Below are 25,277 nucleotides of genomic sequence, written 5' to 3'. Positions count from 1 at the left end.
GCCCCCCTATCGGGTCCGGCCGGCGAGCGCCGCCAGCAGGATCACCGCCGCCCACACGCCGAAGACCCCTGCATAGAGGGCCGGCACCCCGAGAATCGTGCCCTCCACCCCGAACAGGCCGAGCAGCGGCGGGCTGAACAGCACGGCGGCCAGCAGGAACAGCCCGGCCATGCGCTCGCGGCGGCGGGGGGCGCGCTGTTCGTCGCGGTCCGGCGCGCTCAAAAGGCGCGTTCCCTTGCGGCGAGTTCGACCAGGATGTTGGCGCCGCGGATGGCGTCGTCCAGCGTCCGCACGTCGCGTTCGCGCAGCATCTCGATCATCCGCAGGAACACCGCGGCGGTGACCAGGCTGTCGCCCAGCGCGGTGTGGCGGTCGACCACCTCGATGCCCAGCCGCTCGGCGATGCCGTCCAGCGTGTGGTCGCCGTCATTGCCCAGCAGCATCCGCGACAGCAGCATGGTGTCCAGCACCGGGCAGTCGAAGGCCACCCCCGCCGCCCGTTCCTTCATCTTCAGGAATTTCAGGTCGAAGGCGGCATTGTGCGCCACCATCACCGCGCCGGAGACGAAGCCGCGGAACTGCGGCAGCACGGCGTCGATGGTCGGCTTGCCGGCCACCATGCCGTCGGTGATGCCGTGGAAGGGGACCGACTCCGGCGGGATCGGCCGCTTCGGGTCGACCAGCGTGTTGAAGGTCTCCCCCGTCAGGATGCGCCCGCCGACGACGCGGACGGCGGCGATCTGGATGATCTCGTCGCCCGTGCTGGGCGACAGGCCGGTGGTTTCGGTGTCGAACACCACGTAATGCAGCCGGTCCAGCGGCGTACGGCCAAGCTCGCTGGTTGCCAGCGGCTGGTGCAGCAGCCCGAAATCGAAGAACTCCGGCCGGGCGCCGGCCCGTGGCCGGGGATGGGCGGAGCGGGGCGACTGCGCCGGCGGCAGCGGCACGCGCAGCCGCGCCCGGCCGGCCGACCCGTCGGAGGTTGGCAGCGGCTCGCTCCAGGCGGTGCTGCGGTGATGCTGCAGCACGTCGCCGGCGCTGAGTCCCCCCAGCCCGCCCGGCAGGGTCTGGTCCAGCCAGCTGTCCAGCGTGGCGCTGGGCACCGCCGGCCCTTCCCACACCAGATCCAGATAGACCCAGCGGTCGCCGTCCTGCGGCCCGGCGGCTTCCAGGTCGAAGGCGGTGGCGCCGGTCAGGCCATGCACCTTTTCGATCAGATAGGCGAATAGCAGGACCAGGCCGTGGCTGTCGCCATGCACCCATTGCGGCAGGCCGGTCAGCGTGACCGTGGTGGGGGATTCGGTCCCGACCCGGTGGGCCACGAGATTGATCAGGTTGTTGGAGTGGATGTCGCTCATCGGCCAGCTGCCGGTGACGACGCTGCGGTAGGCGGCACTCACCTGCTCCAGCCGGCGGGACAGGCTGTCGCAGGAGTCCAGCATCGAGCTTTCGAAGGCCGCCCGGTCGACGGGGCCGAGGTCCGGCGCGTCATACAGGGTCTCCACCGCGGCGCGCAGGTTGGCGATCGGCGCGCGGAACCCCTCCGTCGCCTCGCGCAGCAGGGCGTCGCGCTGGCCCAGCGCCGCAAGCTCGCTGGTGGCGTCGGACAGGGTCAGCACATAACCGGTGATGACCGGCGGCTCGTCCGATCCCGGTTCCGGGTCCTGCAGGATCGCGCTCATGCGGCCTTCCAGCAGGATGCGGCCGTCGGTGGTGGCGCCGACGAACTGTGCGGTGGTGCCGTGCTCGTGGTTGACGTGCCGGCCTTCGCGCACGCGCAAGGACAGCCGTTCCAGCGTGTGGGTCAGCGGCTCCGCCACCACGAAATGCAGCATGGAGCGGCCCAGCCCCAGCTCCCCCGTCAGGTGCAGGATGTCGAGGGCGGTCTGGTTGTAGAGCAGGATCTGGTGCCGGGTGTTGCAGACCAGGACGCCTTCATGCAGGTCGCGCAGCACGGCGGCGAGCTGGGTCTTCTGCTCCTCCGCCTTGGCGGTCGACTCCGCGACGGTGCGGGCGATGTCGCGGCGGACCTGGGCCAGCTTGTCCGACAGGTCGTTGACCGCGCGGGCGATCGGCTGCAGGTCGCCGTAGCGCGCCAGCGGCACCCGGCCGCCGACCGCACCCTCCGCATTGCCGTGGGCGATCAACCCGGCCTCCCGGCCCAGCGTTTCCGCGGCGCGCAACAGGTAACGGTCGACCGCCAGCCACAACCCCCAAACCGCCGCCGCGCAGGCCGCCGTCATCACCACGGCATAGGTCAGCAGCGGATCCGCCGCGTCCGACCCGCGCACCGCCATCGCCAGCCCGACCGACAGTCCCACCAGACCCAGGCCGGCGGCACGGAAGGCCAGCGGCACCATCCGCCGGGGCGGCGCGGAAGCGGCCGTCGGGGCGGTCACGGTTGCTGTCTTGGGGGCTGTCACGGCGCCGGCTCCACCCTGCCGGTGGCCGGCAGGCCCAGATGGCGGCGGACGGTGGTCAGCAGGTCGCGGGTGGAGAAGGGTTTGGTGATGTAGTCGGTGGCGCCCAGCGCCAGCCCCTTCTGCCGTTCGACGTCGCGGCTGCGCGCCGTCAGCATGATGATGGGCAGGGATTTCCAGGCCGGGTTGGTCCGCAGGGTCTGGCAGACGTCGAAGCCGTCGCGCTTGGGCATCATGGCGTCGAGCAGGATCAGGTCGGGGGTATAGTCCTCCACCGAGCGCAGCGCCTCGTCCCCGTCGCGGGCGATGCGCACGTCGAACCCGGCGCGCTGCATGAGGACCTGGAGCGACAGGACGATGCTGGGTTCGTCGTCGACGACCAGGATGGTCGGCTTCATGGCGGGGCGTCCTCCGGTGCGCCGGTCTGCTGCCGGCTTCCCAAATTTGTGGCCTGGGCAATGCATTCGTGCCCTGGAATGTCCATGGTACGAGCAAAGACTAGCGGGGATCAAGCGGCACTCCCCGCTCCCCCGACCAAAGAACGGGGGTAAACGGCGCAAGAAAAAGCCCGGCCGCGACCAAATGTCGCCGCCGGGCCATCGCTTGCATGACACGTTGTCGCAGGGAAAGGACCGGCGCCGTGCCTCCACCGGTCCGGCGGGGGATCAGCGGGCGGTGATCACGACCGGGTTGAGCCCCATCTTCGTTTTCAACTGTTCCGCCTCGCGCCTTGCCGCGGTCTGATCGGCGAATCCGCCGACGCGCACCGCCCGCCAGGACCGGTTGGAGCTGTCGGTCCAATCCACCGTATAGGCCTGGAAGCCGCCGCCCTGCAGACGCTGCGCCAGCGAATCGGCATTCGCCGTCACCGAGAAGGTGCCGACCTGCACGGTGTAGCGCCCGGCCGGCGCGGAAGCCGGCGGCGTGGCGGCCTTGGCCGGGGGCTTCGCTTCGCCATTGGCGGACGGGGGAGCCGATGCCGTGGCCGGCGGAGCCGGCGGTGCAGCCGGAGTCGCGGCGGGGGCTGCGCCGGCGGGCGGACGCTTGGCAGCCTCCTTCGGCGGGGCCAGCATCGCCTGGAGGGAGCCGGTATCGGCGGGCTCCCCAGCTTCCGGCTTCTGGGCAACCGGCGGCGGAGCGGGTTCGGCCGGGACCGAAGCGCGCGGCTTGGGTGCTGCGGCGGGCGCCGTGGCCGGGACGGGCGGCGGTTCCGGCACCTTCAGCACCGGCGGCGGGCTGGCGGGCAGGGCGGCGACCGGCGGCGGCGGTGCGGCGGACACGGCCGGCGGAGCCATCGGCGTCGCCGGGGCCGCCTGGGTGGGGGGCGTCGGTGCCGGCGGTGTGACGGCCGCGGCCGGCGCGCCGTTGGTCGCTGCGCCGGACGGCGCCGGATTGGACGGCGTCGCGTTTTGGGGCGCACGGGTGATGGCCGGGGCCGGCACCATTGGCGAGGAGCCGTTGGCCGCCGTCGTCACCGGCTCCGGATCGCCCGATCCGAAATAGACGACGCCGACGGCGATGCCGCCCGCCGCCAGCAGGGCAAGCGCGATCTTGCCCAGCGGCAGGCCACGGCTTGCCGGCTCTTCCTCGTCGTCCTCGACCTCGTCCTGCTGATCCGCGTGCAGATCCTCGTTCAAGGCACGAAGCAGCTTGGCGATGTCCTCATTCTCCGGCGGCGGAGTATCGGAAGGTTTGCCGTTTGCTTTCATCTCGTCCTTGAACGTCGGTGTCGACAGGGTGGGAGCCTGCCGGGGCGGTGGCTTGAGCGTCACGGTCGACCTGCGCTTGCCCGTCATGGCGGGCCGGCTGGAAACAAGGAGGGGCCTTCCGCCGGCCGCTCCGCGGAAAACGGACCGACTGCGGAAAGCCCCTTCTCTTTATCGTATTTTGCCGCCCCATCAAACCGCCAAGCGGCCGCGCCCGGCGGACGGGCGATGCAAAAGAAGGGGCTGCCGTCCTGGTTTGCCGGTCAGCCCTGATGCGGCTTGGCCGGATCGACCGGGTGCGGCTGGGTGGCGGCCGGGGAAGTTGACTGGGAAGCAGCCGGGGGCACCGGAGCCTGCGTGACCGGCTGCTGGGCGGCAGGCTGGACGGGCGCCGGGTTGATCGCGGCGGGCGGGGCCTGGGAAGCGGTCTGGGCGGGAGCGGGCTGCGTCTCGTCCTCCTCGTCCTTCAGGCCGGACTTGAAGGCCTTCACGCCCTTGGCGATGTCGCCCATCACGTTGGGCAGCTTGCCGGCGCCGAACAGGAGAAGCACGATGACCAGAACGATCAACCAGTGCCAGATGCTGAAACTGCCCATCGATCAATACCTCTGCAAATCGGTCGAAGCGGACGACGTCGCGGTCGCCACCAATGTGAGTGCCCCTTCCGCGCCGCACAAGAGGCGTGCGCCGAAGGAACCCGATAAAGGCGGCGCCCTCAGGCGGCCGGTCCGCTTTCCGCCGGCTCGTCCGGCAGTTGGTGGCGCATGATCAGCGGTGCCTGGAAGGCGCTGAAGACCAGGGTCAGCGGCATGATGCCGAACACCTTGAAGTTCACCCACATGTCGGTGGAGAAGTTCCGCCACACCACCTCGTTCAACACAGCCAGGACCAGGAAGAACCAGGCCCAGCGGATGCTCAGCGTGCGCCACCCGTCGTCCGACAGGTTCAGCACGGTGCCCAGCAGCCGCTTCATCACGTTGCGGCGCATCGCATGGGCGACGAACAGCACCGTGGCGAACAGCAGGTTGACCAGGGTCGGCTTGATCTTGATGAACAGGTCGTCCTGCAGCCACAGGGTCAGGCCGCCGAACAGCAGCACGAAGCCTGCGCCGACCACCGGCATGATCGGGATGCGGCGTTCCAGCCGCCATGACACCGCGACCGCGATGCTGATGGCGACCATGAAGACAGCGGTGCCGGTCATGATGCCGGCCTGGGAATTGGCGACGAAGAAGGCGGCCAGCGGACCGGCCTCGATCGCCAGGCGTGCGAACTGGTTCATTCCCCTGACATAGCCCGAACCGGCCGCCCGTGAAAGGGGCGAATGGTGGCGGGCGGGGCATTCGGACGGATGATGCCGGCCGCTCAGAACTGCGCCGACAGCCGGAGCGAGCCGTAATTGGTCAGCGACTTCTGCCCGCGGAACTCCGGCGTCTGCAGGGTCTGGGCATAGGTCAGGCCATAGCGGCCGTAGCGCAGCGTCAGCCCGGCCTGCACGCTGCCGACGAAGGGATGCTTGTCGACGGACCGGCTTTCCCGGAAGCTGTTGCCGTCCAGGAAGATGTTGCGCGCGATGGCCCGCCCCTCGGCGCTGGCATAGACGTACCAGGAAAAGCGCCCCGGCCGCTCAGAATAGGGGGAGTCCTGGTAGGGGATGCTGGAGGTGGGGCGGGTCGCCAGGGCGCCGACCGGCGGCGGCATGTTGCCGCCCAGCCGGACCGTGCTCCCCACCGCGGCGAAGGTCAGCACATTGCCCAGGCTGCCGGCGACATGGGGGCTGAAATCCCATTCCAGCGGCCCCAGACTGTTCGGCTTCTCGCTGCGCCAGACATGCTCATAGCTCAGCACCACGCCCGGCTCGTCGCGCAGTTGGTAGTTCCAGCCCTCCGGGTAGGTGGCGCCGCCGACGATCTTGTGGACCGTCTTCTGCGTCTGCTCCGCCAGCGAGGACGGTCCGACCATGCCGAGGTCGAGATCGATGCGGTCCACCGCCGTCGGCGCCTCGTTCAGCACCGACACCCGGCCATAGAGCCAGCCGGCATAGGGCCGGTCGCTGGGGTCCGGATTGCGGACCTTGAGGTTGCTCGGCGTATAGATGTTCTGGCCGAAGGCGAAACCGTAGCGGCGCACCCCGCCCGGCTCGATCCAGGGCACGAGGTTGGCCAGCCAGTCGATGCTGCCGTAGGTCGGCCGCGCGCCGGAGAAGTAATAGAACTGGAATCCGTTCGAGTAGTAGCGGTCGGTCCCGCCGCCGAACAGGTCGTTGTCGATCCAGAAACCGATGGCCGGGCCGGAGGCCGCGGGCGCATCGCCCGGCGGCGGGGTGGTTTCCTGGGCGTCGGCCGTCGATGCGGTCAGCAGCAGGGCCGCGATTGCTGCAGACAAGGTGAGGCCGCTGTTCGTCGCCATTCCGGCACGCTCCATCCGTTTCGCAGGGTAACGGATGGAGGGGGAGTGTGTTGCGATGCGGTGCCGCTTCTTTGGGGGTAGGGGTGTTCTGGCTATTGCCCCCTCCCCATCCCTCCCCCGCTTTGCGGGAGAGGGGGTAGGACGCTTGTTCGCGTAATGTAACTGCCAAAGCGACGGCAGTCCCCTCTCCCGCGTTAGCGGGGGAGGGCTAGGGAGGGGGCATTCGCCAGCCGACACCTCCCCAACAAAGCCCTCACACCCCCGCTCTCAGCGCCTCCACCGCGTCCTCCAGCGTCATGTCGATCCGCTTGATCCCGTGCAGCGCCAGGAAGCGCGCCTCGTTCTTCGACAACTCGCCGGGAATCACCGCCCAATGGCTGTCGGAGGAGCGCTTGGAGATCTGCCGGGCGAAGGTGCGCTGGATCTCGTGGTCGAAGCGGCAGCCCAGGAACAGGAAATGGCGGCCAGCGCGACGGTCCTTCACCACTGCGGGAATCGGCGTCTGGATGTCGATCTCCGTCAGGATCTCGACATAGTCGCTGTCGGAGATCAGATAGTTGCCGGCCGGCGTCACCGCACCCGACGGCTTGTAGAGCACAGTGTCCCAGCCGATCGCCGCCTCCGCCGTCGTCTCCGTGCCGTCGGGGGCGTAGTAGCGCACCCATTCGCCGGTCGACTGCGGGTGCGACACCCCCTGGATCTGGCCCCAGGTCCGGTCGGCCGCGGCGCTCAGCAGGCTGTCCAGGACATTGTCATACCAGACATCGACCACCAGCGGCGGGGCCGGGACCGCCGCCAGCAGGCCATGCACCGGAGTCGCCGGCACCGTCTGGCGGAAGATCTCGTTGAGGATGGTCTCCAGCGTCTTGCGGTGCTTGCGCGTCTCGATGAACTGGGCGACGGCGGTCAGGTTGGAGCGGATGCGGCCGGGGGCGGCGACCTTGGCGTTCAGGCGCTGCACCAGCTCCGCCGAATTGCGCGGGATCGGGCACCGGTCGGGCGGCAGCAGGGCGAAGGCGCCGGGGCCGAGATAGGGCACCACCTGCCTCGCCGCCAGCGCGGCGGCGATGTCGGCCAGCGCCGCCGCGGCGTCCGGAACCGTGACGGAGTCGGAATCGGTTGCAAGCGTGGTGACGGTCATGGATGCCTCTTCCCTTCGGGTCTTCACAGATAGATCGCGGCGCCGGCGCCGGTGTTGACGCTGGCGTCCTTCAGCGTTTCCACGATGAAGGCGACCTGATCGCGGGTGATCTTGCGGTGCAGCGGCAGGGCGAGCACGCGGTCGGCCGTCTTGGTGCAGACCGGGCAGGCGCCGCGGCCGGCCCGATCCTCGCCCAGCGCTTCGATGTAGTATTGCTGGGTGTGCAGCGGCTGGCCGAAGTCGCTGGCGTCGATGTCGTGGGTGTCCAGATCCTCGATGATCGACCGGCGCCCGGACGCGGTGAAGCGGGTGCCGAGATGGACGCAATAGACCATCGGGTTGACCACCTCGGCCCCCGGCCCACGATAGGGCGGCTTGATCCCCTCGAAGCTCGCCATCGCCGCGTCGTAATAGGCGATGACCAGATTGCGGCGGGTCAGGATCTCCGGCAGGCGCTTCAACTGCACCAGGGCCAGCGCGGCATTCAGGTCGCTCATCCCCGCCTGCCAAGGCAGGGTGCGGGTGATGACCACGGTGTTGCGGTGCTCGGTCTCGCGCTGGCGCATGTAGCGCAGCCGGTGGGCGAGATCGCGGTCGTCGGTGACGATCATGCCGCCCTCGCCGGCCAGCAGGATGCCGGGTTCGGAAAAATCGAAGACCGCAGCGTCGCCGAAGGTGCCGACCATCTGGCCCTTGTATGTGGAGCCGATGGCCTCGCTCGAATCCTCCAGCAGCAGAAGGCCCTTGGCATCGGCCAGGGCGCGCAGCTCGTCCCAATGGGCAGGGTGGCCGTTGACGTTGGCGGCCAGGATCGCCTTGGTCTTCTCCGTGACCAGGGCCGCTGCCTTTTCCGGGTTGATGGTGTGCTGCCAATAGTCGATGTCGACCAGCACCGGCGTGGCCCCGGACAGCGCCACCGCATGCTGCACCTGATGCCAGCCGAAGGGGCTGCACAGCACCTCGTCGCCCTCGCCGATGCCATAGCCCTTCAGCATCAGCAGCGTGGCCATGGTGCCGCTCGATACCGCAACCGCATGGTCGCGGCCGACATAGGCGGCGAAGGCGTCCTCGAACGCCCGCACCATCCGCCCATCGCTCAAGGCCCCGGAGGACAGCAGGCGGCCGAGCATCTCGACCTCGGCGCCCGAGATGTCGGGGTCGGTCAGCGGGATGTAGTCGTCCACTTCACCAATATCGGTGGGGTCGTCATCGGCGGGGGAAGGCTCGTGCAGAACCGCGGCGGCATCGCTCATTCACTCGTCCTCGTCCCGTTGGGCGATCACGACGCCGGTGGCAAGCTCCGGCTTGTCGGTGATGAGCCAGCAGTGGTTGTTGCCGTCCACCAGATGCAGGTCGAAGCCCGCCTCCTCCCGGAAGGGATCCTCGGCCATCACCGCGGCCATGGCGCCGGTGACGGTCTTCAGGTCCGGGTTGGCCTCGCGCACGCCGCGGACCACGGCGTCGAGTTTGCCGCCACCGGCGAACAGCCGGCCGGCAAGCGTGGCGATGCTGTCGATGCGCTCGGGAGACAGGGCCATGGGCGTCACTCCGTTCCGCGTTTCTTGGCGTCTACGGTGATCGGCAGGCGGGTGTCCGCCGGCATCTCCGGCAGGTCGAGCGTCCAGCCGTTGGCGACCTTGATCCAGCCGCCCCACAGGTCCGGCTTCTCCATCTCGACGATGGGTTCCTCCAGGTCCTTCTTGGCGACGTAGATCGTGTATTGCTCGGACGCCTTGCGGATCATCACCTTCATCACGGACACTCCAGCCTGTTGTTATCGTTGATATTTCGTCTCAAGCGGCGACCAGCCGGGCATGCAGGGCCGGCAATTCCGACAGGACGGCGTCCACCTCCGCCGCGGTGGTGTAGCGGCTCAGCGAAAAGCGCAGGCTGGCGGCGGCCTGTTCGCCGCTCAGTCCCATGGCGGTCAGCACATGGCTCGGCTCGTTGCCGCCGGAGGAGCAGGCGGCGCCCATCGACACGGCGATGTCGGCGCGGTCGAGCCGCATCAGCAACTCCTCCGCATCCAGCGGATGGCCACGGCCGTCGGCGAAGCGGATGTTGCTGGTGTTGGGCAGCCGGGCGGCGCCGGCGCCGTTCACCACCGCGCCGGGCCAGCGGGCGAGGATGCCCTGTTCCAGCCGGTCGCGCAGGAAGGCGATCAGGTCGGCCTCGTCCAGCCAGAGCGACGCCAGCGACGCGGCGGCGCCGAAGCCGACGATACCCGGCACATTCTCCGTGCCGCCCCTGCGGCGGCGCTCCTGATGGCCGTGGATCAGCGCGTGGAAGGGGACGCCCTTCCGGACATAAAGCGCGCCGACACCCTTCGGCCCGTGCATCTTGTGGGCGGACAGCGTCAGGTAATCGGCGATGCCGCAATCGACCGGCACCCGGCCCGCCGCCTGCACCGCGTCGCTGTGGAACAGCGCGCCATGGGCATGGGCGATGGCGGACGCACCTTCCACCGGCATCAGCACGCCGGTCTCGTTGTTGGCCCACATCATGGAGACCAGCGCCGTCGCCTCCGTCACCACGGCGGCGAGATCGACCAGCGAGGGCAGGCCGTCGCGGTTCACCGGCAGGATGGTGACGCGCCAGCCGCGCTGGCGCAGGTCGCCGAACAATGCCAGCGTCGCCGGGTGCTCCACCGCGGTGGTGACGATGTGGTCGCGGCGGTGGTCGGTCTCCTCGATGACGCGGAGCGCGCCGAGGATGGCGGCGTGCGTCGCCTCGGTGGCGCTGCCGGTCATCACCAGATCGGCCGGCTTGGCGCCGATCAAGGCGGCGACCTGGGCCTTGGCCTCGCTGACCGCGCGGCGGGCGGCCATGCCGGCGGAATGGGGGCTGGACGGGTTGGCGAATTCGCCGAACAGGTGCGGCATCATTGCGTCGCGCACTTCCGCAGCCAGGGCGGTGGTGGCGTTGTTGTCGAGGTAGATGGTCATCGCATCGCCCCCCATCACATCACGCCGGGCACGCCGCGCCGCGACCCGTCGGCCGGGGCGATTTCCTCCTCCAGGCAGCCGACGACAGTGCCGCCGGGGAACTCCACCAGATAGACCGGCAGGCTGCCTTCCTCGGTACGGCCGACGCGGACGATCACGCCCGGCGTGCCCTTCGGCGCCAGCAGCGCGCCGTCCGGCACCTGGGGGTGGCTGCCGTCGTTGAACAGGTCCTCCTGCACCGTGACCCGCAGGCCCCAGTCGTACAGCGGTTCGCGCGGCGGGATGAAACCGGGCTTGGCGGCGGCTTCGACGTCGGACATCGCGAGGCTCCTTATCGGGTGTGGACCAGTGTTCATTGCGGGTCGTTGCAGTGGGCGTCGATCACCTCCAGCTCGCGCGCGCGCATGCCGACGACGACCCGTTTTTCATAAAAATCAACGGCATAGATGTAGTACATCTGCAGATAGGTCCCGATGGAGATGACGTAGCCGACATCGCCTTCGCGGATCAGGAAGTCGCCGACCGGCCGGCCGGGATAGGTCCCGTCGTTGCGCACGTCGCGCAGCGCCTTGACCTTGAAGCCCTGTTCCAGCACCGGCGGGCCGACCAGCTCGTTGGCATCCTCGGCGCTGCGGGCGCGCTCGCGGCGGTATGGGGCGGCGGCTTCGATGTCGGTCATGGCGCTGGCGCTCCGTCCGTTGATGGCTGCTAGAGGGGCGGGAGATCGTTGGCGATGGCGAGGCCGGCGGCGCGTTGGCGGGCGATGGCGCGCACCTCCTCCTCCGGGTCGTCGAGCAGCGGGCCGAGTTGCCCGGTATCGATCCGACCGGCGACGGCGAGGCGGACCATCCAGTCGGCATCCGGCAGCAGCACATGCAGCTTCGACGCCGGCAGCCGCTGCGCCACCACCAACCGCACCCGCGGGCTGTCGTCCCAGGCGAGGCTGGGCAGCCAATCCATGGAAAGGCGGCGGGCGACCTCCACCCGCACCTCCGGGTCCTCGTCATGCATCATCGCCGGCAGCATGCCGTCGGGGATCCGCCGCACCACGCGCAGCCGCACCGAACAGTCGGGATCGCGCATCAGCGGGGCGAGGTCGGCATCCTCCAGCCGGGTGGCGACGGCGATCCGCACCTCGCAGTCGGGGTCGTCGCGCAGCTTCAGCAGCAGGCGGCGCGGCAGCCGGCGGGCCAGGACGGAGCGCACCGTCTCGTCCGGGTCGTTCATCAGCCGGGGAAGCTGGAAGATCGGCGCGAAGCGCGCGGCGTTCGCCCGCACTTCGAAATAGGGATGGTTGAGATGGCCGGCGGACAGCTCCGGATTCCACTCGAAGAAACGCTGGATGCGCTTGGCGTAGCGGTCCTGCACGCAGGCCTTCGACAGCAGGCAGTGTCCGGTCAGCTTGCCGCCAGCGGGAAGGGCTGCGGTATCCGGGTCGAGCCGGCGCTCCTTGTGGGTGCAGGCGGTGCAGTCCACCGGCTCGCCGCGCCAATCCAGGGATTCGAGGATGTCGTCGCTCATGCGCCGGCCTCCTCACGCTCATGCTGGTCGGCAATGGCGATCAGGCGGGATGCGCCGAAGCGGTCGTCGGGGTCGAGGTCGCGGACCTTGCCCAACGCCTCCCGCCCGGCTTCGAGCCGACCGGTGCGCAGCAGCAGGTAGCCGATGGCCACCAGGGCGAACAGGAACAGGCGGGGAGCCGGCTCCAGCCCGCGAAAATCGGCGGTGGCCGGGGTGACGGCGCGCCAGTCGGCATGGTTGACGCCGAGCGCGGCCATGGCGTGGCCGATCATGCGCTCGCCATAGACCAGCGCCCGGTCGAGGTTCGCCTTGTAGAAGTGGAACTTGTAATGGCCGAGATCGACGAGGCGATGACCGGGGGCAACCTCCGCCGCGCGGGCGAGATGGGCGAGCGCCGCCTCGCTGTCGGCATAGCTGGCGGCGGCCAGATGCAGGCAGCGTTCCGCCTCGGGCGGAAGATCCCCGCCGTAGTAGCGGCGGGCGAGCCAGTCCTCATCCACCTCGTCCAGCATGGCGCGGTGCTCCTGGTTTCCTCAGGTCCCTCTCCCGCCCCGGGAGAGGGAAGGGACCCATGCGGAGCATGGGAAGGGTGGGGGTGATCCAAGGATCGAGAATCCATGTCCACCGTGCCCCTCACCCTCCCGCCTTCGGCGGGTCCCTCCCTCTCCCGGGGCGGGAGAGGGGGCTCAACTCACGCCGGGACGCAGCAGTCGGCCGGGCAGACGGCGGCGCATTGCGGGCTGTCGAACTGGCCCTGGCATTCGGTGCATTTGGCCGGGTCGATGACGTAGGTGCCCTTCTTCAGGCTGATGGCGATGTTCGGGCACTCGGCCTCGCAGGCGCCGCAGACGGTGCATTCGGCGGACTTGATCTTGTAGGCCATGGCTCTCTCCTTCGGTGATGGGATGGCTGTGGAAGGGGGAAGGGGAACGGGAGGTCAGGCGCGCCGCGCGGTCAGCGCCCCGGTGCGGATCACCGCATCCTGGCCGGCGCGGGACTGGACGACGCCCTGGCCGAGCCGCTCGGCATAGTCCTTGAAATAGGCCAGCGCCGATTCCTCGATGTAGTCGAAGGCGAAGCGGTCGACCGGCTCGATCCCGGCCTGGGCCAGCGACTTGGACGGGCAGCCGCCGATCTTGGCGACGAACACCGCGGTGCAGTCGTTGATGGCGGCCAGCACGCCGTCCAGCGTGTCGACGTCGCCGGAACCGCCTTCGCAATACTGGTCGACGCGGCGATGGCCGACGAACTTTGCGCCGTTGGGGCCGACCTCGTAGATCTGGAATTCCTTGGCGTGGCCGAAATGCTCGTTGATGCGCTCGCCGCCCTTGGTGGCGACGGCGATCAGGATCGGATCGGCCGTGGTGCCGACGCTGTCGCGGACATCGGCCTGCGCCGCCGCCTTAGAGGCATGGCGGCCAGCGCGTTCGGCCTCGACATGCTCGCGGTAGCTGCGGCGGGCCTCGTCGTCATAGTCGATGGCGCCCATCGCCTCGATCTTGTCGGCGGTGAACTCCTCGCCGCGATCCTCGCCCAGCAGGCCGACCGCATCGGCGCGGCACTGGCGGCAATGGCGCATCAGCTTGGCCCCGCCCTCGCAGGCGTCCTGCACCACCTTCAGCTCCTGCGCGGTGGGGCCGCGCTGGCCGTTCAGACCGAAATACGTCCCGTGGGCGGGGTCGGAGATCAGCGGCATGATGTTGTGCAGGAAGGCGCCGCGGCTCTTCACCGCCTTGTTCACCTCCAGCAGGTGCTCGTCGTTGATCCCCGGGATCATGACGGAGTTCACCTTCACCAGGATGCCGCGCGAGGTCAGCATCTCCAGCCCCAGCATCTGCTGCTCATGGAGAATTTTCGCGGCGTCGAGCCCGGTCCAGCGCTTGTGCTTGTAGAAGATCCACGGGTAGATCTGCGCGCCGATCTCCGGATCGACCATGTTGATGGTGATGGTGACGTGGTCGATGTTGTATTGCGCGATGGTGTCCACATGCTCGGGCAGGGCCAGGCCGTTGGTGGACAGGCACAGCTTCAGGTCCGGCGCCTTCTTCTGCAGCATCTCGAAGGTGGCGAAGGTGTTCTTGCCGTTGGCCGCCAGACTGTCGCCGGGGCCGGCGATGCCGATCACCGACAACTGCGGGATTTCCTGGGCGACGGCGAGGATCTTCTTGAGCGCCTGATCGGGGGTCAGCTTTTCGGAGACCACGCCCGGCCGGCTCTCGTTCGAGCAATCGTATTTGCGGTTGCAGTAATTGCACTGGATGTTGCAGGCCGGGGCGACCGCGACATGCATGCGGGCGAAATAGTGATGCGCCTCTTCCGAATAGCAGGGGTGGTTCTTCACCTTCTCCCACACCGCCGGGTCCATGTCGGCCGGACCATCGGATGAGCCGCAGGACGACGACGAACAGCCGGACGCCGCCTCTGGCGCTGCCGGCATCGTCAAGGGCGGAGCCAGTTCTCCCAGCCCGAAGATGCTGTCGAGCGAAACCACGTTGCCCATCATCCACTCCTTCCCTGCCGTGCCGGACGACACCGTTGGATGAAGTGGAGAAAAGCAAGTTCGGGGCCAGAGGCAGAAATGAAGCGTTTACAAAGGCTTATAGAGATTTGTCGGCATCGCGGACGCTGTCGTCATTGCGACAATGGCGGGACCGGCAGGGGGCTTTGTCGGGGTGCCGACAAAGCGGTCAGGCCAGTTCGCCGCGGAAGGCGACGACATGGTCCTGGCTCTCGTCCAGCGCCTCCGCCCCGAAGCCGATCAGGCCGCTGCCGACCAGCTTGGTCGAATCGCGGCGCAGCACCAGCGGCGGCGACCCGCCGCTGCGGATGAAGGTGCCGTTGGTGGAATGGTCGGTCAGCAGGAAGCTCTCGCGGGTGAAGTCGATCACCGCATGCTGGCGCGAGGTCTGGCGCGAGGCGATGCGCAGGCCGCTGCTGTCCTCCCGCCCGATGGTGACGCGGGGCAGCGCGCGGCTCATCGTGATGTCCTGTCCGCGGTAGGACAGATGCAGCGTCACCATGGCATCGCCGGCCTCCGTCACCATCGAGAAGCCGAGCGTGGTGCTTTCCACGGCGTCGTCGGCGTCGTCGGCGCTGCGGACCCGATGGACGCGGACCGGTGCGGTCTTGCCCTTCATGGCAACGTTGCTCAGCGGTTTGGTCCGCTCGCGCAGGTTGGGCGACAGGCCGTCCACCAATGCCTGGGTGACCAGGATTTCGCCCTGGCGCGCGATCTGCTGCACCCGCGCGGCGACGTTGCAGGCGTCGCCGTACAGGTCGCCCACCCCTTCGATCACCGCGCCGTGATGGATGCCGACGCGCAGCCGCAGGCCAAAGCGGTCCTGACTGTCGATCATGGCGCAGGCGGCGCGGATGCTGTCGTCGCAGGCCGGGAAGGCGGCCAGCAGCCCATCGCCCAGGCTCTTGATCACCCCGCCCTTGTGTTCCTCGACCAGCTGGCGCAGGTGGGCCAGCACCCGCTGCGTCAGAGCCGCGGCGGTGGCGTTGCCGATGCGCTCGTACAACATCGTGCTGTCCGCGATGTCGACGAACATCAGGGCGAGGGGCTTCTCAAGCGAGGGCAAGACCGGAGATCCGTTCGATCGGAAAGATGCCATCGAACCGAAGGCGCGGCAGGGTAGCATGAAACCGCGGCGGAGCGCGACGGCAGTGGTCGCACCCCGCAGGGTTCCGGTTGCGGCATCCGTCAGCCGACCGCCTTAGAACCTCTTGATTTCGATGTTGTATTTGCGGAGCGCGTAGCTGACTTGGCGGGTGGTCATGCCCAGCAGGCGGGCGGCCTTGGCCTGCACCCAGCCGGTGCGTTCCATCGCCCACACCAGACGGTCGCGCAGGGGACCCGACTCCGGCTCGTCCAGCGGCAGGTCGGGGGTGTCGGCGGGCTGCGGCGCCGGGGCGGAGGGAACCGCGGGGGCGGCGGCGGCCGGCTGGGGAGCGGGCAGGGGAGCGATGGCGGTCGGCGGCAGCGGCTTTGACGCGCCGCAGACCGGCGCCGGACCGGCGGAACAGCCCGACGCGCAAGCCGGCCATTGTGTTCCGTTCGACACCCCATTCGCCGCCCCGTTCGCCGGTGCCGGTGCCGGCACCGCAGGAGGCATGCCGGCGATGGGCGGCTGCTGCGGGCGTCCCAAAGCCGGGTTGGCGCCTGACGGGTTTATCGGGGTGCCGCTCATCGACGGGGCCAGCCCGCCGACCGCCGCCCCCATGGTGCGGTACTGGAACAGCACCGACGAATTGCAGAGATTCATGCTGCAGGACAGGTCGGGCACGCGAATGGTGCCGTTGCGGCATTGGGTCGCCGCGCGCTCGATGCAGTTCTCCAGCTCGCGCACGTTGCCGGGCCAGGTGCAGCGGTTCAGAACCTCCAGCGCGTCACGGTCGATGTCCAGGGCCAGACCATTGTCGCGGGCGAATTTGGCGACGAAATGCTTGGCCAGCATGGCGATGTCGCCGCGCCGTTCGCGCAGCGGCGGCAGGTGGATCGTCACCACATTGATGCGGAAATACAGATCGGCGCGGAACTTGCCGTGGCCGACCGCCTCCTCCAGGTTCAGGTTGGTGGCGCAGATCAGGCGGACGTCGGTCTTGATCGTCTTCGACCCGCCGACCCGCTCGAACTCCTGCTCCTGCAGCACGCGCAGCAGCTTGGCCTGGAAGTTGGAGGAGATGTCGCCGATCTCGTCCAGGAACAGCGTGCCGCCCGAGGCCAGTTCGAACCGGCCCTTGTGGTCCTTCTGGGCGCCGGTGAAGGATCCCTTCTCGTGGCCGAACAGTTCCGACTCCAGCAGCGATTCCGGCAGGGCGGCGCAGTTGACGCGGATGAAGGGGGCATCCTTGCGCGGCGACAGGTTGTGGATGGCCCGCGCGATCAGCTCCTTGCCGGTGCCGCTCTCGCCGCGGATCAGCACGGTGGACTTGAAGGGCGCCACCCGGTGCACCTGGGCCAGCACGTCGACCATGTTGGGGCTGGTGCAGACCACGTCGTTGACCGGCGCCACCACCGGCCGCAGTTCCTTCTGGACGCGGAAGGTCTCGCGCATCATGAAGCGCCGCTCCTCCGCCACCGTCCGGTGCAGGCGCACGGTCTGGCCGATCAGGTTGGCGACCATGGTCAGGAAACGGACGTCGGAGCCGAAATGGCCGCTGGGGCCGTCGTCGGAAATGCGGTCGATGGTCAGCACGCCGACGACGGTGCCGGCCGCCTTGATCGGGACCCCGACCAGCGACGCCACCTGTTCGTCCAGGTCGTCGCGCCCGCCGGAGCGGTTGTTGAACAGCGGCTCCTCGGCCAGATTGGGGACGACGGCCGGCATGCCGGTCTTCAGGATGCGGCCGCTGATGCCTTCGCCCTGGCTGTAGTCGATCTCCTGCGCCGTCGAATCCTTCGGCAGCCCCAGTGCCGCGACCAGACGCAGCGCATTGTCCTCCCCCTGGAGGTAGACGCGGCCACGGTGCATCTGCAGCTGGTAGGACAAGGCGCGCAGCACTTCGCGCAGGGTCTGTTCCAAATCCAGCGACGACCCGAGGATCTTGCTGACCTCATAGATCGTCAGCAGCTCGAGGCTGGAAGATGACGCGGACTGGGCAGCACTCGGCATGATCGATCCCCTCGCTCGGCTTGGGACCCGGCCACGCGCCGGATGGAATGATCCGGCCATCTCAAAGCAGCGGGTCCTGGCGTCAGCGCCTTGATCCGTCCCTCCGGAAAACCGCGGCGGCCGTTGGTCCGGCCGCGCTGTTCGTGCCCTGATTTCTCGATGCCCGATTCTTGATGCCCGCTCGCCGGACCGGGCTTGGCCGCGGCCTGTTCGCACGCTGCCAGCCGGTGGAAAGTGTCCGTGACTACTCGCCGAAAGGCAAGACCTTTTGCATAGATTCTGTTGCGCTGCACAACGGGCTTAGCCATTGGTGGCAAGGCGATTTCATGTTAATTACTGACTGGTCAGTTATGAAGATGGCTGCGCCATGCCCGACCGCGTTTCCCGTTCCGAACCGGAAGCCCCGCCGCGCTGGCGCCGCCGCAAGGATGCCCGCCCGCAGGAGATCGTCGCCGCGGCGATGGATGTCTTCGCCGAACGCGGCTTCGCCGCCGCGAGGCTGGAGGAGGTGGCGGCACGCGCCGGCGTCAGCAAGGGCACGCTCTATCTCTATTTCCCCAGCAAGGACGAGCTGTTCAAGGCGGTGATCCGCGCCGCCATACTGCCCAATCTGGAGCAGGCCGAAGCCCTGGCCGCCGCCGCCGCAGGGCCGAGCTTTCCGGTGCTGGAGCGGCTGCTGCGCATGGTGGCGCATCTGGTCGCGACCACGCGTGCCGCCACCATCCCGCGGCTGGTGATCGCCGAGGCGGGCAATTTTCCGGATCTTGCAGCTTTCTACCATCGCGAGGTGATCCGCCGCGGTTTCGGCGTGCTGGCCTCCCTGCTGCAGCGGGGGATCGCGAGCGGGGAGTTCCGACCGGTGGCCGTCGATTCAACCGTCCGCCTGATCGTCGCTCCGCTGCTGATGAGCGCTGTCTGGCGGACCTCCTTCGACGGGCTGGACGGCGAAGCGCCGCTGGACGTGCCGGCACTGGTGGAGACGCATATCTGCAATCTGCGCTGGGTGCTGCTGCGCGATGCGGGGGAGACGACGCCATGAGCGGTATCCTGGCCGGTCTCGCGGATGGGCTGGCGGCCTTCGCGCTGGCGCTCGGGCTTCCCTTCGGTGCCGGCGGGCCGCCGCCGCTCGCCAACGGCTATGTCGAGGGGGAGTATCTACGCATTGCCGCCCCCAGCGCCGGAACCCTGGAAAGCCTGTCGGTGGTCCGCGGCGCGCAGGTGGCGGCAGGGGCGCCGCTGTTTGCCATCGACAGGGCCACGGCCAATGCGGAGCGCGACCGGCTGGCCGCGGTACTGGCCCAGGCGCGGGCTCAGCGTGCCGACCTCGCCACCGGCAAGCGGCCGCAGGAGGTGGCGGTGCTGACCGCACAGAAGGCACGGGCGGAGGCGGCCCTGCGCTATTCCTCCGCCGAACTGGCCCGCCAGCAGGAACTGGTCGCCCGCAAGGTCACCTCGCCCGACAAGCTCGATCAGGCGCGCGCCGCCTATGACCGCGACCGCGGCCAGTTGGCGGAGGCCGAGGCGCAGCTGGCGGTCGCGGCGTTGCCCGCGCGGCCCGAGCAGCTGCGCGCCGCCGACGAGGCGGTGTCCCAGGCCGAAGCGGCGCTGGTCCAGGCGGAGCGGCGGCTGGCCGATCTGGCGCCCGCCGCGCCGGTCGCGGCCCTGGTGGAGGACACGCTCTACAACCCCGGCGAATGGGTGCCGGCGGGTTCCCCGGTGGTGTCGCTGCTGCCGCCGGAGCGGGTGAAGCTGGTGCTGTTCGTTCCGGAACCCGCCATGGCGGCGGTGGCGCCGGGTACGGTGCTGTCGGTGCGCTGCGACGGCTGCCCGCCCGGCCTGTCGGCGCGGGTCACGCGCATCGCCTCGCAGGCGGAATATACCCCGCCGGTGATCTACAGCGTCGGCAGCCGCGAAAAGCTGGTCTTCCGGGTGGAGGCGATGCCGGGCCGGCCGCTGAATCCGGGGCTGCCTGTCGATGTCTGGCCCGCGGATGTCCGGCCCATGGATGTCGGGCCGGTGGGAAGGCCGCAATGACGGCGGATGCTCCTCCCGCCATCGACGTGCGCGGGCTGGTGAAGCGGTTCGGCAGCAAGACCGTGGTCGACGATGTGTCGATCCGGGTGGAGACCGGCGAGATCTATGGCTTTCTCGGTCCCAACGGGTCGGGCAAGACCACGACGATCCGCCTGTTGTGCGGGCTGCTGACCGCCGATGCGGGGGAGGGGACCTGCCTCGGCCTCGACATCCGGCGGCAGAGTGCGGAGATCAAGCGGCAGGTCGGCTACATGACCCAGAAGTTCAGCTTCTGGGAGGATCTGAGCATCGCCGAGAATCTGGATTTCGTCGCCCGCATGTATGGCCTGCCCGACCGGCGGCGGCGGGTGGCCGAGGCGCTGGACCGGCTGGGACTGTCCAACCGCCGCACGCAGCTGGCCGGCGAATTGTCGGGGGGCTGGAAACAGCGCCTCGCGCTGGCCGCCTGCATCCTGCACGAGCCGAAGCTTCTGCTTCTCGACGAGCCGACAGCCGGCGTCGATCCCAAGGCGCGGCGGGAGTTCTGGGACGAGATCCACCGGCTGGCCGGCGAAGGACTGACCGTGCTGGTCAGCACCCATTACATGGACGAGGCGGAGCGCTGCCACCGCATCGCCTACATCGCCTACGGCACGATGATGGCCCATGGCACGGTGGAGCAGGTCATCGCCGATTCGGGCCTGCACACCCGTCTGGTCGCCGGCGAAGGCCTGCACCGGATCGCCGCGACGCTGGAAGGCCAGCCGGGGGTGGAAATGGTGGCGGTCTTCGGTAGCCGCCTGCATGTCAGCGGCACCGATCCGGTCGCCCTCGACCGGGCGCTCGCCCCCTGGGGCGGACGGCGGGAACTGCGGATCACCGCGACGGACCCGACGCTGGAAGACGTCTTCATCCACCTGATGAACCGCAGCACCGACAACTTCCGCTGAGGAACTTACTCGGTCTGGGCCGAGGTGACGCCGGTGTTCTTGTTCCACTTCAGCGTCAGCTTGGAGATTTGGCACAGGTTCAGGCCACTCCAGACCGCCGACTCGCCGTCGTCATAGACGACCTTCATGTCCCACTTGCAGACCTTTTCGGCCTTGCCGAAGGAAACCTCGAAATATTCGCCGTTCTCCAGGACATCACGGCCGAGGATGTCCTCGTCCCAGCTGTTGTTGTTGTTCTCGGATACATAGATGTGCTTCAGCGCATAGCCGGTCTTGTTGACAATCGTGAAATCCTGCTGGCCGGCGAGTGCCGCGCCGTGCATCAGGAACAGCGAGGACACAACCAGCAGGGCCTTGGCGGCGACGTTCTTCAAGATGATCTCCGTTGGGACAGCAAGTTTATGGCGAATTCTGGGCATTGTAATCGAGATGCGTCAACAGTCGAGTTAACCTAAAAGTTAAGTAAGACGCTAAACTGATATTTGCTTTCTTCGCTGGAAACAATGTTTCGGCGGATTTCCGTTGCCTCCCGGTAAAGACGGCTGGCAACCGTTCATTGCTTGTGAGGACATTTTCGGCCTGTCAGCGGCATCGTCGGTTTGGAGGTGCCGCAGGGCCGTTCGTCGGTTGCAAGAGGCCAATGGTCGCAAGCGCTTGGCGCGTCGGGAACTTTGTCGCGGCGCACACGATGTGGTACATGATGAAAACCGGCATCGGACGCCGGGCAAGATCATGACCAAGTTCTGGACCGCTGCCGGTCCCGCCGGGGCGGTCCCAATCCAGGGGAAGGAACAACGCATGTCGGGATTCAAGGACGCGCCGCCGGATGACCGTTCGGAGATGACTCCGGAGCAGGAAAGCGCCATCCGCATCGTCGCCAACAACCTGCACCGCCTGAACGACGCCGTCGTCAAGGCGGTCGAGGCCGGCGTGACGGTGGAGCTGATGCGCACCGCCCGTTATCACAATGAAGCCGGCAACTGGGGCGACCAGCTCACCCCGGTGATCCGTCCCGGCAAGTGAGCTCATCCGGCCGATCTGGCCGGATCGCGTGCGAAAAGGCCCCATCCGTCCAGCGGGTGGCGGCCTTTTTTCGTATGCCGATAAAATTTCACCGATGACGGAAGAAAGGGTGGCCGGCGGCGGAGGCGGGCACAAGTTTCCTGGGCATTCCACCATCGATGCGAGGCCCAGCCATGCCGTCACGCGACCCCGACCGGCGCGCAGCCGCAAGCCGTGAACCCACCAGCCCCCCCAACGCCGCGGATGACGCCACCCCGACGCCCGGCGACGTGAACGCGATGTGGAAGCTGCACCGCCTGGAACAGCCGACCTTCGACGACTTCACCCGCGGCCTGTGCCTGGGCCTCGTCTGGTGCATGGCGATGTGGACGCCGATGTTCGTCAGCGCCCTGACCTGATCCCGGCAGCCGCCGGATCGGAGCACCGAGCCTACGCGCCGGCCAGGGACCTGATGCGTGCGGCCAGCTGGTCGGGTGTGAAGGGCTTGGCAAGCACCGATGCGGTGTCCGCCCCCATGGACGCCAGCGACTCCGGGCTGTAGCCGGACGCCAGCAGGACGCGCAGCTGCGGCCAGCGCTCGCGGATGTGCCGTGCCAGGTCGATGCCCGACACGCCGCGGGGCATGACCACGTCCGACACGACCAGATCGAAGTCGCGGTCGGTTTCCAGCAGTTCCAGCGCGGCCACGCCGTCTTCGGCGGTCTCCACGGTGAAGCCCTCCTGGATCAGCCCTTCCACCGTCGCCATCAGGACCAGCGGGTTGTCCTCCACCACCAGGATGCGCAGCGGGCGGTGCTCGGCCGCCGGCGCGGTGGGGGCGGGGGCCGGTTCCGGCGGCCTCATCTCGGTCAGCGGCAGGTCGATGCGGACGCGGGTGCCTTCGCCCGGCCGGCTGTCGATGGCGGCATTGCCGCCGGACTGGCGGGCGAAGCCGTAGACCATCGACAAGCCGAGCCCGGTGCCCTTGCCGACGCCCTTGGTGGTGAAGAAGGGATCGAAGGCGCGGGCGATCACCTCCGGCGGCATGCCGGCCCCGGTGTCCGACACCTCGATGCGCACGCTGCGCGGTTCCGGTCCGGGAGACGCGGCTATGCGGATCCGTCCGCCGCCGGGCATGGCGTCGCGGGCGTTCAGAACCAGGTTCAGCACCGCCATCTCCAGCTGGATGGAATCGACGGCGACCAACATCGGCACCGGCGCGATATCCCATTCCAGCGCGATATCGGCCCGCACCGACCGTTCCAGCAGGTCGCCCATCCGGCGCAGGCTGTCGCCCAGATCGACCACGGTCGGATTCACCGCGTCCTGGCGCGAGAAGGACAGCAACTGGCGGGTCAGCTTCTCCGCCCGTTCCAGCGCGGTGTTGGCGCCCGTCAGGAAACGCTGCCCCTCCGGCGGCAGGTGGCGGCCCAGCAGATGCATGTTGGCCATCGCCGCGGTCAGCAGATTGTTGAAGTCGTGGGCGACCCCGCCGGTCAGCTGGCCCAGCGCCTCCATCTTCTGGCTCTGGCGCAGGGCCTCCTCCAGCCTTTCGCGGTTGCGCACCTCCTCCGCCCAGCGGCGCACCGCCGCAGCCTCGGACGCGGCACGGCTGTAGGCCAGCCAGGCGATCAGCGCGAGCGCCAGGGTGGCCGGGGCGACGAAGGCGCCGTCCAGCGCGATGTTGCGCCACCAGGACCGGGCGATCTGCGCCTGATCCAACCCATAGACGACATAGACCGGAAAATTGCTGACCCGTTTGTAGGCGAACACGCGGGCCAGACCCTGCACATGGCTGGCGTCGGTGCGGAACAGCCCTTCGTTCGGCTGCTTTTCGATTTCGCCGCGCAGGCCGCTGTCGGTCGGCAGGGTGGGGAGCGTTGCGGCCCCTTCCAGCGGCGGGTATCGCATCAGGATCACGCCGTCTTCGCGGATCAGCGAGATGGATTCGCCTTCCGTCCCGATGACCTGCCGGTAGAAGCTGAAGAAATAATCCGGATCGACGATGGCGGCGATGATCCCGTCGAAGCTGGCATCGGGACCGCCGGGGCTGCTGCGGCGCCGGCTGATGCCGAAGGTGGCCCGGCCGGTGGCCGCATCCGCGATCGGCCCGGCGATGAGCAGGCCGGCGTCGCTTTCCCGTTGTTCCCGGAAGTCGGCGCGGTCTCCGATATAGCTGTTGCGCGATGGGAAGACGCGGCTGGAGTTGCGCACGGTACCGGTGGCATCGGTCAGCCCTATGGCGCCGACCTGATCCAATTCCCCCACCATGGTCCGCAGATAGCGGTGCAGCGACTCCGATTCGCCGATCTCACGCCAGCTTCGGCCGTGGACGCGCTCATCCACGCGATCCAGAACCTGCGCCATGGTGTCGAACACCTTCAGCACATGTTCGTGCAGGATCAGCGCGTTCTTGCGGCTGTTCCGTTCGGCCTCCTCCTGGGCCTCACCCCGTTCGCGCCATCCGATGCCGGCGAACAGCACCAGCGGCAAGGCCACCGATACCGCGAGCAGGAGGCGAAGCAGCCGCAGGGAGCCCTTGCGATCGGTCCGGCTTTCGGGGCTGCGAAAGGGCATTGCCATCCAATGCTGGGGAAAGGAGCTGGACGGCCATGGGGGCGCCACCCCCGCCACCTTGGACGATGGACCGAAGCCGGGGCAACTCCGACTTCCGGCAGGTCCGGCTCTACTATTCGCAGGTGCAGGCGCGCGGGAACCGCCCCTCGGTCCAGCGTCGGCGGCGGGTGTCATCCTCGTCCTCGCCAGGACGCGGCATGTTGCAGGCGGCGCCCAGCCGGTCGCGCAGATGGTCGAGATGGGCGTTGGTCAGGATGGCGATGCCGGCGAAGAAAGGTTCCCGGCAGCGGGTGGCGATCCGGCTGCAGAAATTCGGCACCCAGCGCAACGGATGGCGGTCGAGGAACCGAACCGCGTCGGCCGCCCGGCCGCGGTCGAGTAGTTCCGCCAGCATCGCCAGCTCCACCGCGACATGGTCGTCGGGCAACCGGTCGAACGGCGGGCGGCGGAGTTCCGTCTCCATCCCGGTCCGCCAGCGCTGGAGCGAGGCGGCGGCCTCGGCCCTGACCCGTTCGTCCATCCACGGTCCCTCGGTCGGGCAGGCGCGCAACTCGCCGCTGTGGTGGATGGCGGTGAAATCGGCGGCCAGTGCGGCGAGGCAGCGGCGGGTGATCCGGTCGGGAAGATCGCTCACCACCTCGTCCACCAGGGCGGCGGCCTGCAGGGCATCGTCACGGTCAAGCGCCAGCGGACCGCGGCCGACCGGGCTCTCGCGCAGCGCCGTGAACAAAGCCGGCGTCGGCTCCTCCGCATGGAAGTGAGCGAGACGGAGCAGGGCCTCGGCCGAGTCGCGGAGGCCCGCGTCTTCCGGAGGGATGGCAGGGGAGTTGGCCGTTCCAAGACGCTCGACCGTTTCGAGAACCATGCTCTCCACGCTGTTCCTCCCGGCAGTCGGGCCTGACCGGGCGTGTGCCGGAACCGGGCCGCATGGGAACGTTGCACGAATGGGTTTCGTGTCTTGTCGGCTTCTTGGCT

Annotated in this window: 28 protein-coding genes; 5 read left to right on the top strand and 23 right to left on the bottom strand. The window is 68.6% G+C overall.

The features are described from left to right. Positions 1-6: 6 nt before the first annotated feature. The 20 genes from AZOLI_RS10105 to nifA all read right to left on the bottom strand — a co-directional run bounded on the left by AZOLI_RS10105 (position 7) and on the right by nifA (position 17,760). Positions 7-222 carry a hypothetical protein gene (locus AZOLI_RS10105; protein ID WP_014248528.1) on the bottom strand — a complete coding sequence of 72 codons (216 nt, stop codon included), beginning with the start codon at positions 220-222 and terminating at the stop codon, positions 7-9. Further along, a complete protein-coding gene (locus tag AZOLI_RS10100; protein ID WP_014248527.1) occupies positions 219-2,399 on the bottom strand; it encodes a 3'-5' exonuclease in 2,181 nt (726 codons plus the stop codon). Before AZOLI_RS10100 ends, AZOLI_RS10105 begins: the two co-directional genes overlap by 4 nt. A 20-nt stretch (positions 2,400-2,419) precedes the next feature. Next, entirely contained in the window at positions 2,420-2,818 is a 399-nt protein-coding gene (locus AZOLI_RS10095) for a response regulator transcription factor (RefSeq protein ID WP_014248526.1), read from the bottom strand. 267 nt (positions 2,819-3,085) lie between these two features. After that, positions 3,086-4,192: an SPOR domain-containing protein gene (locus AZOLI_RS10090; protein WP_244442468.1), complete on the bottom strand. Its 1,107-nt coding sequence runs from the start codon at positions 4,190-4,192 to the stop codon at positions 3,086-3,088. 197 nt (positions 4,193-4,389) lie between these two features. Continuing rightward, positions 4,390-4,722 (bottom strand): twin-arginine translocase TatA/TatE family subunit, encoded by a 333-nt coding sequence (locus tag AZOLI_RS33770; protein ID WP_014248524.1) that lies wholly within the window; start codon positions 4,720-4,722, stop codon positions 4,390-4,392. Positions 4,723-4,841: 119 nt separating this feature from the next. After that, positions 4,842-5,408: a septation protein A gene (locus AZOLI_RS10080; protein ID WP_014248523.1), complete on the bottom strand. Its 567-nt coding sequence runs from the start codon at positions 5,406-5,408 to the stop codon at positions 4,842-4,844. Between the two features lie 83 nt (positions 5,409-5,491). Continuing rightward, entirely contained in the window at positions 5,492-6,535 is a 1,044-nt protein-coding gene (locus AZOLI_RS10075) for a lipid A deacylase LpxR family protein (protein WP_014248522.1), read from the bottom strand. Positions 6,536-6,788: 253 nt separating this feature from the next. Next, positions 6,789-7,676 (bottom strand): SIR2 family NAD-dependent protein deacylase, encoded by an 888-nt coding sequence (locus AZOLI_RS10070; RefSeq protein ID WP_014248521.1) that lies wholly within the window; start codon positions 7,674-7,676, stop codon positions 6,789-6,791. A gap of 23 nt (positions 7,677-7,699) precedes the next feature. After that, the gene (locus tag AZOLI_RS10065; RefSeq protein ID WP_014248520.1) at positions 7,700-8,929 is read right to left on the bottom strand and encodes a DegT/DnrJ/EryC1/StrS family aminotransferase; all 1,230 of its coding nucleotides are present in this window, start codon (positions 8,927-8,929) and stop codon (positions 7,700-7,702) included. Continuing rightward, entirely contained in the window at positions 8,930-9,214 is a 285-nt protein-coding gene (locus AZOLI_RS10060; protein ID WP_014248519.1) for a hypothetical protein, read from the bottom strand. A gap of 5 nt (positions 9,215-9,219) precedes the next feature. Then, positions 9,220-9,429, bottom strand: coding sequence for a putative nitrogen fixation protein NifT (gene nifT / locus AZOLI_RS10055; protein WP_014248518.1), 210 nt, complete (start codon positions 9,427-9,429; stop codon positions 9,220-9,222). A gap of 40 nt (positions 9,430-9,469) precedes the next feature. Next, entirely contained in the window at positions 9,470-10,621 is a 1,152-nt protein-coding gene (locus tag AZOLI_RS10050) for a cysteine desulfurase family protein (protein WP_044550736.1), read from the bottom strand. Positions 10,622-10,635: 14 nt separating this feature from the next. Continuing rightward, positions 10,636-10,941 carry a nitrogen fixation protein NifZ gene (locus AZOLI_RS10045; protein ID WP_014248516.1) on the bottom strand — a complete coding sequence of 102 codons (306 nt, stop codon included), beginning with the start codon at positions 10,939-10,941 and terminating at the stop codon, positions 10,636-10,638. Between the two features lie 32 nt (positions 10,942-10,973). Continuing rightward, entirely contained in the window at positions 10,974-11,300 is a 327-nt protein-coding gene (locus tag AZOLI_RS10040) for a nitrogen fixation protein NifZ (RefSeq protein WP_014248515.1), read from the bottom strand. A 29-nt stretch (positions 11,301-11,329) separates the two neighbouring features. Next, positions 11,330-12,142, bottom strand: coding sequence for a 4Fe4S-binding leucine-rich repeat protein (locus tag AZOLI_RS10035; protein ID WP_014248514.1), 813 nt, complete (start codon positions 12,140-12,142; stop codon positions 11,330-11,332). Beyond that, positions 12,139-12,654 (bottom strand): hypothetical protein, encoded by a 516-nt coding sequence (locus AZOLI_RS10030; RefSeq protein ID WP_014248513.1) that lies wholly within the window; start codon positions 12,652-12,654, stop codon positions 12,139-12,141. The genes AZOLI_RS10035 and AZOLI_RS10030 overlap by 4 nt, the downstream gene beginning before the upstream one ends. A gap of 179 nt (positions 12,655-12,833) precedes the next feature. After that, positions 12,834-13,025 carry a 4Fe-4S dicluster domain-containing protein gene (locus AZOLI_RS10025; RefSeq protein WP_014248512.1) on the bottom strand — a complete coding sequence of 64 codons (192 nt, stop codon included), beginning with the start codon at positions 13,023-13,025 and terminating at the stop codon, positions 12,834-12,836. Between the two features lie 54 nt (positions 13,026-13,079). Then, positions 13,080-14,645, bottom strand: coding sequence for a nitrogenase cofactor biosynthesis protein NifB (gene nifB / locus AZOLI_RS10020; protein ID WP_162488052.1), 1,566 nt, complete (start codon positions 14,643-14,645; stop codon positions 13,080-13,082). Between the two features lie 184 nt (positions 14,646-14,829). Then, positions 14,830-15,726, bottom strand: coding sequence for an adenylate/guanylate cyclase domain-containing protein (locus tag AZOLI_RS10015; RefSeq protein WP_244442467.1), 897 nt, complete (start codon positions 15,724-15,726; stop codon positions 14,830-14,832). 135 nt (positions 15,727-15,861) lie between these two features. Beyond that, the gene (gene nifA, locus AZOLI_RS10010; protein WP_014248509.1) at positions 15,862-17,760 is read right to left on the bottom strand and encodes a nif-specific transcriptional activator NifA; all 1,899 of its coding nucleotides are present in this window, start codon (positions 17,758-17,760) and stop codon (positions 15,862-15,864) included. 367 nt (positions 17,761-18,127) lie between these two features. Between nifA and AZOLI_RS10005 the strand changes: the two genes are divergently transcribed. The 3 genes from AZOLI_RS10005 to AZOLI_RS09995 are packed head-to-tail and all read left to right on the top strand — an operon-like array spanning position 18,128 to position 20,723. Beyond that, positions 18,128-18,799 carry a TetR/AcrR family transcriptional regulator gene (locus tag AZOLI_RS10005; protein ID WP_014248508.1) on the top strand — a complete coding sequence of 224 codons (672 nt, stop codon included), beginning with the start codon at positions 18,128-18,130 and terminating at the stop codon, positions 18,797-18,799. After that, a complete protein-coding gene (locus AZOLI_RS10000) occupies positions 18,796-19,794 on the top strand; it encodes an HlyD family secretion protein (protein WP_014248507.1) in 999 nt (332 codons plus the stop codon). The genes AZOLI_RS10005 and AZOLI_RS10000 overlap by 4 nt, the downstream gene beginning before the upstream one ends. Continuing rightward, positions 19,791-20,723: an ABC transporter ATP-binding protein gene (locus tag AZOLI_RS09995; protein ID WP_014248506.1), complete on the top strand. Its 933-nt coding sequence runs from the start codon at positions 19,791-19,793 to the stop codon at positions 20,721-20,723. The genes AZOLI_RS10000 and AZOLI_RS09995 overlap by 4 nt, the downstream gene beginning before the upstream one ends. Positions 20,724-20,728: 5 nt before the next feature. On the opposite strand, the gene AZOLI_RS09990 is transcribed toward AZOLI_RS09995, so the two are convergent. Further along, positions 20,729-21,097 carry a hypothetical protein gene (locus AZOLI_RS09990; protein WP_014248505.1) on the bottom strand — a complete coding sequence of 123 codons (369 nt, stop codon included), beginning with the start codon at positions 21,095-21,097 and terminating at the stop codon, positions 20,729-20,731. 424 nt (positions 21,098-21,521) lie between these two features. On the opposite strand from AZOLI_RS09990, the gene AZOLI_RS09985 reads away from it, so the two are divergent. Beyond that, on the top strand, positions 21,522-21,746 hold the full coding sequence (locus tag AZOLI_RS09985) for an SMc00767 family acetate metabolism repressor (RefSeq protein WP_014248504.1): 225 nt from the start codon (positions 21,522-21,524) through the stop codon (positions 21,744-21,746). A 173-nt stretch (positions 21,747-21,919) separates the two neighbouring features. Next, a complete protein-coding gene (locus AZOLI_RS32465; protein ID WP_014248503.1) occupies positions 21,920-22,144 on the top strand; it encodes a hypothetical protein in 225 nt (74 codons plus the stop codon). 31 nt (positions 22,145-22,175) lie between these two features. Here AZOLI_RS32465 and AZOLI_RS09980 read toward each other — a convergent pair whose 3' ends face one another. Together AZOLI_RS09980 and AZOLI_RS09975 are read right to left on the bottom strand one after the other, a co-directional pair. Continuing rightward, complete coding sequence (locus tag AZOLI_RS09980) at positions 22,176-24,302, bottom strand: hybrid sensor histidine kinase/response regulator (RefSeq protein ID WP_014248502.1); 2,127 nt, start codon at positions 24,300-24,302, stop codon at positions 22,176-22,178. A 112-nt stretch (positions 24,303-24,414) separates the two neighbouring features. Beyond that, on the bottom strand, positions 24,415-25,167 hold the full coding sequence (locus tag AZOLI_RS09975) for a TorD/DmsD family molecular chaperone (RefSeq protein WP_085938461.1): 753 nt from the start codon (positions 25,165-25,167) through the stop codon (positions 24,415-24,417). Between the last annotated feature and the right edge of the window lie 110 nt (positions 25,168-25,277).

It is taken from the genome of Azospirillum lipoferum 4B, assembly GCF_000283655.1.
Lineage (GTDB): Bacteria > Pseudomonadota > Alphaproteobacteria > Azospirillales > Azospirillaceae > Azospirillum > Azospirillum lipoferum_C.
The sequence above is the reverse complement of the archived record's forward strand: the minus strand, read 5'-3'. Positions and strand labels throughout refer to the sequence as shown.

What these genes read in the sequence shown, in the direction of transcription:
- AZOLI_RS10095 (WP_014248526.1), bottom strand. Translation starts at nt 2,818, where the DNA reads ATGAAGCCGACCATCCTGGTCGTCGACGACGAACCCAGCATCGTCCTG.
- AZOLI_RS33770 (WP_014248524.1), bottom strand. Translation starts at nt 4,722, where the DNA reads ATGGGCAGTTTCAGCATCTGGCACTGGTTGATCGTTCTGGTCATCGTG.
- AZOLI_RS10080 (WP_014248523.1), bottom strand. Translation starts at nt 5,408, where the DNA reads ATGAACCAGTTCGCACGCCTGGCGATCGAGGCCGGTCCGCTGGCCGCC.
- AZOLI_RS10075 (WP_014248522.1), bottom strand. Translation starts at nt 6,535, where the DNA reads ATGGCGACGAACAGCGGCCTCACCTTGTCTGCAGCAATCGCGGCCCTG.
- AZOLI_RS10070 (WP_014248521.1), bottom strand. Translation starts at nt 7,676, where the DNA reads ATGACCGTCACCACGCTTGCAACCGATTCCGACTCCGTCACGGTTCCG.
- AZOLI_RS10065 (WP_014248520.1), bottom strand. Translation starts at nt 8,929, where the DNA reads ATGAGCGATGCCGCCGCGGTTCTGCACGAGCCTTCCCCCGCCGATGAC.
- AZOLI_RS10060 (WP_014248519.1), bottom strand. Translation starts at nt 9,214, where the DNA reads ATGGCCCTGTCTCCCGAGCGCATCGACAGCATCGCCACGCTTGCCGGC.
- nifT (WP_014248518.1), bottom strand. Translation starts at nt 9,429, where the DNA reads ATGAAGGTGATGATCCGCAAGGCGTCCGAGCAATACACGATCTACGTC.
- AZOLI_RS10050 (WP_044550736.1), bottom strand. Translation starts at nt 10,621, where the DNA reads ATGACCATCTACCTCGACAACAACGCCACCACCGCCCTGGCTGCGGAA.
- AZOLI_RS10045 (WP_014248516.1), bottom strand. Translation starts at nt 10,941, where the DNA reads ATGTCCGACGTCGAAGCCGCCGCCAAGCCCGGTTTCATCCCGCCGCGC.
- AZOLI_RS10040 (WP_014248515.1), bottom strand. Translation starts at nt 11,300, where the DNA reads ATGACCGACATCGAAGCCGCCGCCCCATACCGCCGCGAGCGCGCCCGC.
- AZOLI_RS10035 (WP_014248514.1), bottom strand. Translation starts at nt 12,142, where the DNA reads ATGAGCGACGACATCCTCGAATCCCTGGATTGGCGCGGCGAGCCGGTG.
- AZOLI_RS10030 (WP_014248513.1), bottom strand. Translation starts at nt 12,654, where the DNA reads ATGCTGGACGAGGTGGATGAGGACTGGCTCGCCCGCCGCTACTACGGC.
- AZOLI_RS10025 (WP_014248512.1), bottom strand. Translation starts at nt 13,025, where the DNA reads ATGGCCTACAAGATCAAGTCCGCCGAATGCACCGTCTGCGGCGCCTGC.
- nifB (WP_162488052.1), bottom strand. Translation starts at nt 14,645, where the DNA reads ATGATGGGCAACGTGGTTTCGCTCGACAGCATCTTCGGGCTGGGAGAA.
- nifA (WP_014248509.1), bottom strand. Translation starts at nt 17,760, where the DNA reads ATGCCGAGTGCTGCCCAGTCCGCGTCATCTTCCAGCCTCGAGCTGCTG.
- AZOLI_RS10005 (WP_014248508.1), top strand. Translation starts at nt 18,128, where the DNA reads ATGCCCGACCGCGTTTCCCGTTCCGAACCGGAAGCCCCGCCGCGCTGG.
- AZOLI_RS10000 (WP_014248507.1), top strand. Translation starts at nt 18,796, where the DNA reads ATGAGCGGTATCCTGGCCGGTCTCGCGGATGGGCTGGCGGCCTTCGCG.
- AZOLI_RS09995 (WP_014248506.1), top strand. Translation starts at nt 19,791, where the DNA reads ATGACGGCGGATGCTCCTCCCGCCATCGACGTGCGCGGGCTGGTGAAG.
- AZOLI_RS09985 (WP_014248504.1), top strand. Translation starts at nt 21,522, where the DNA reads ATGTCGGGATTCAAGGACGCGCCGCCGGATGACCGTTCGGAGATGACT.
- AZOLI_RS32465 (WP_014248503.1), top strand. Translation starts at nt 21,920, where the DNA reads ATGCCGTCACGCGACCCCGACCGGCGCGCAGCCGCAAGCCGTGAACCC.
- AZOLI_RS09980 (WP_014248502.1), bottom strand. Translation starts at nt 24,302, where the DNA reads ATGCCCTTTCGCAGCCCCGAAAGCCGGACCGATCGCAAGGGCTCCCTG.
- AZOLI_RS09975 (WP_085938461.1), bottom strand. Translation starts at nt 25,167, where the DNA reads ATGGTTCTCGAAACGGTCGAGCGTCTTGGAACGGCCAACTCCCCTGCC.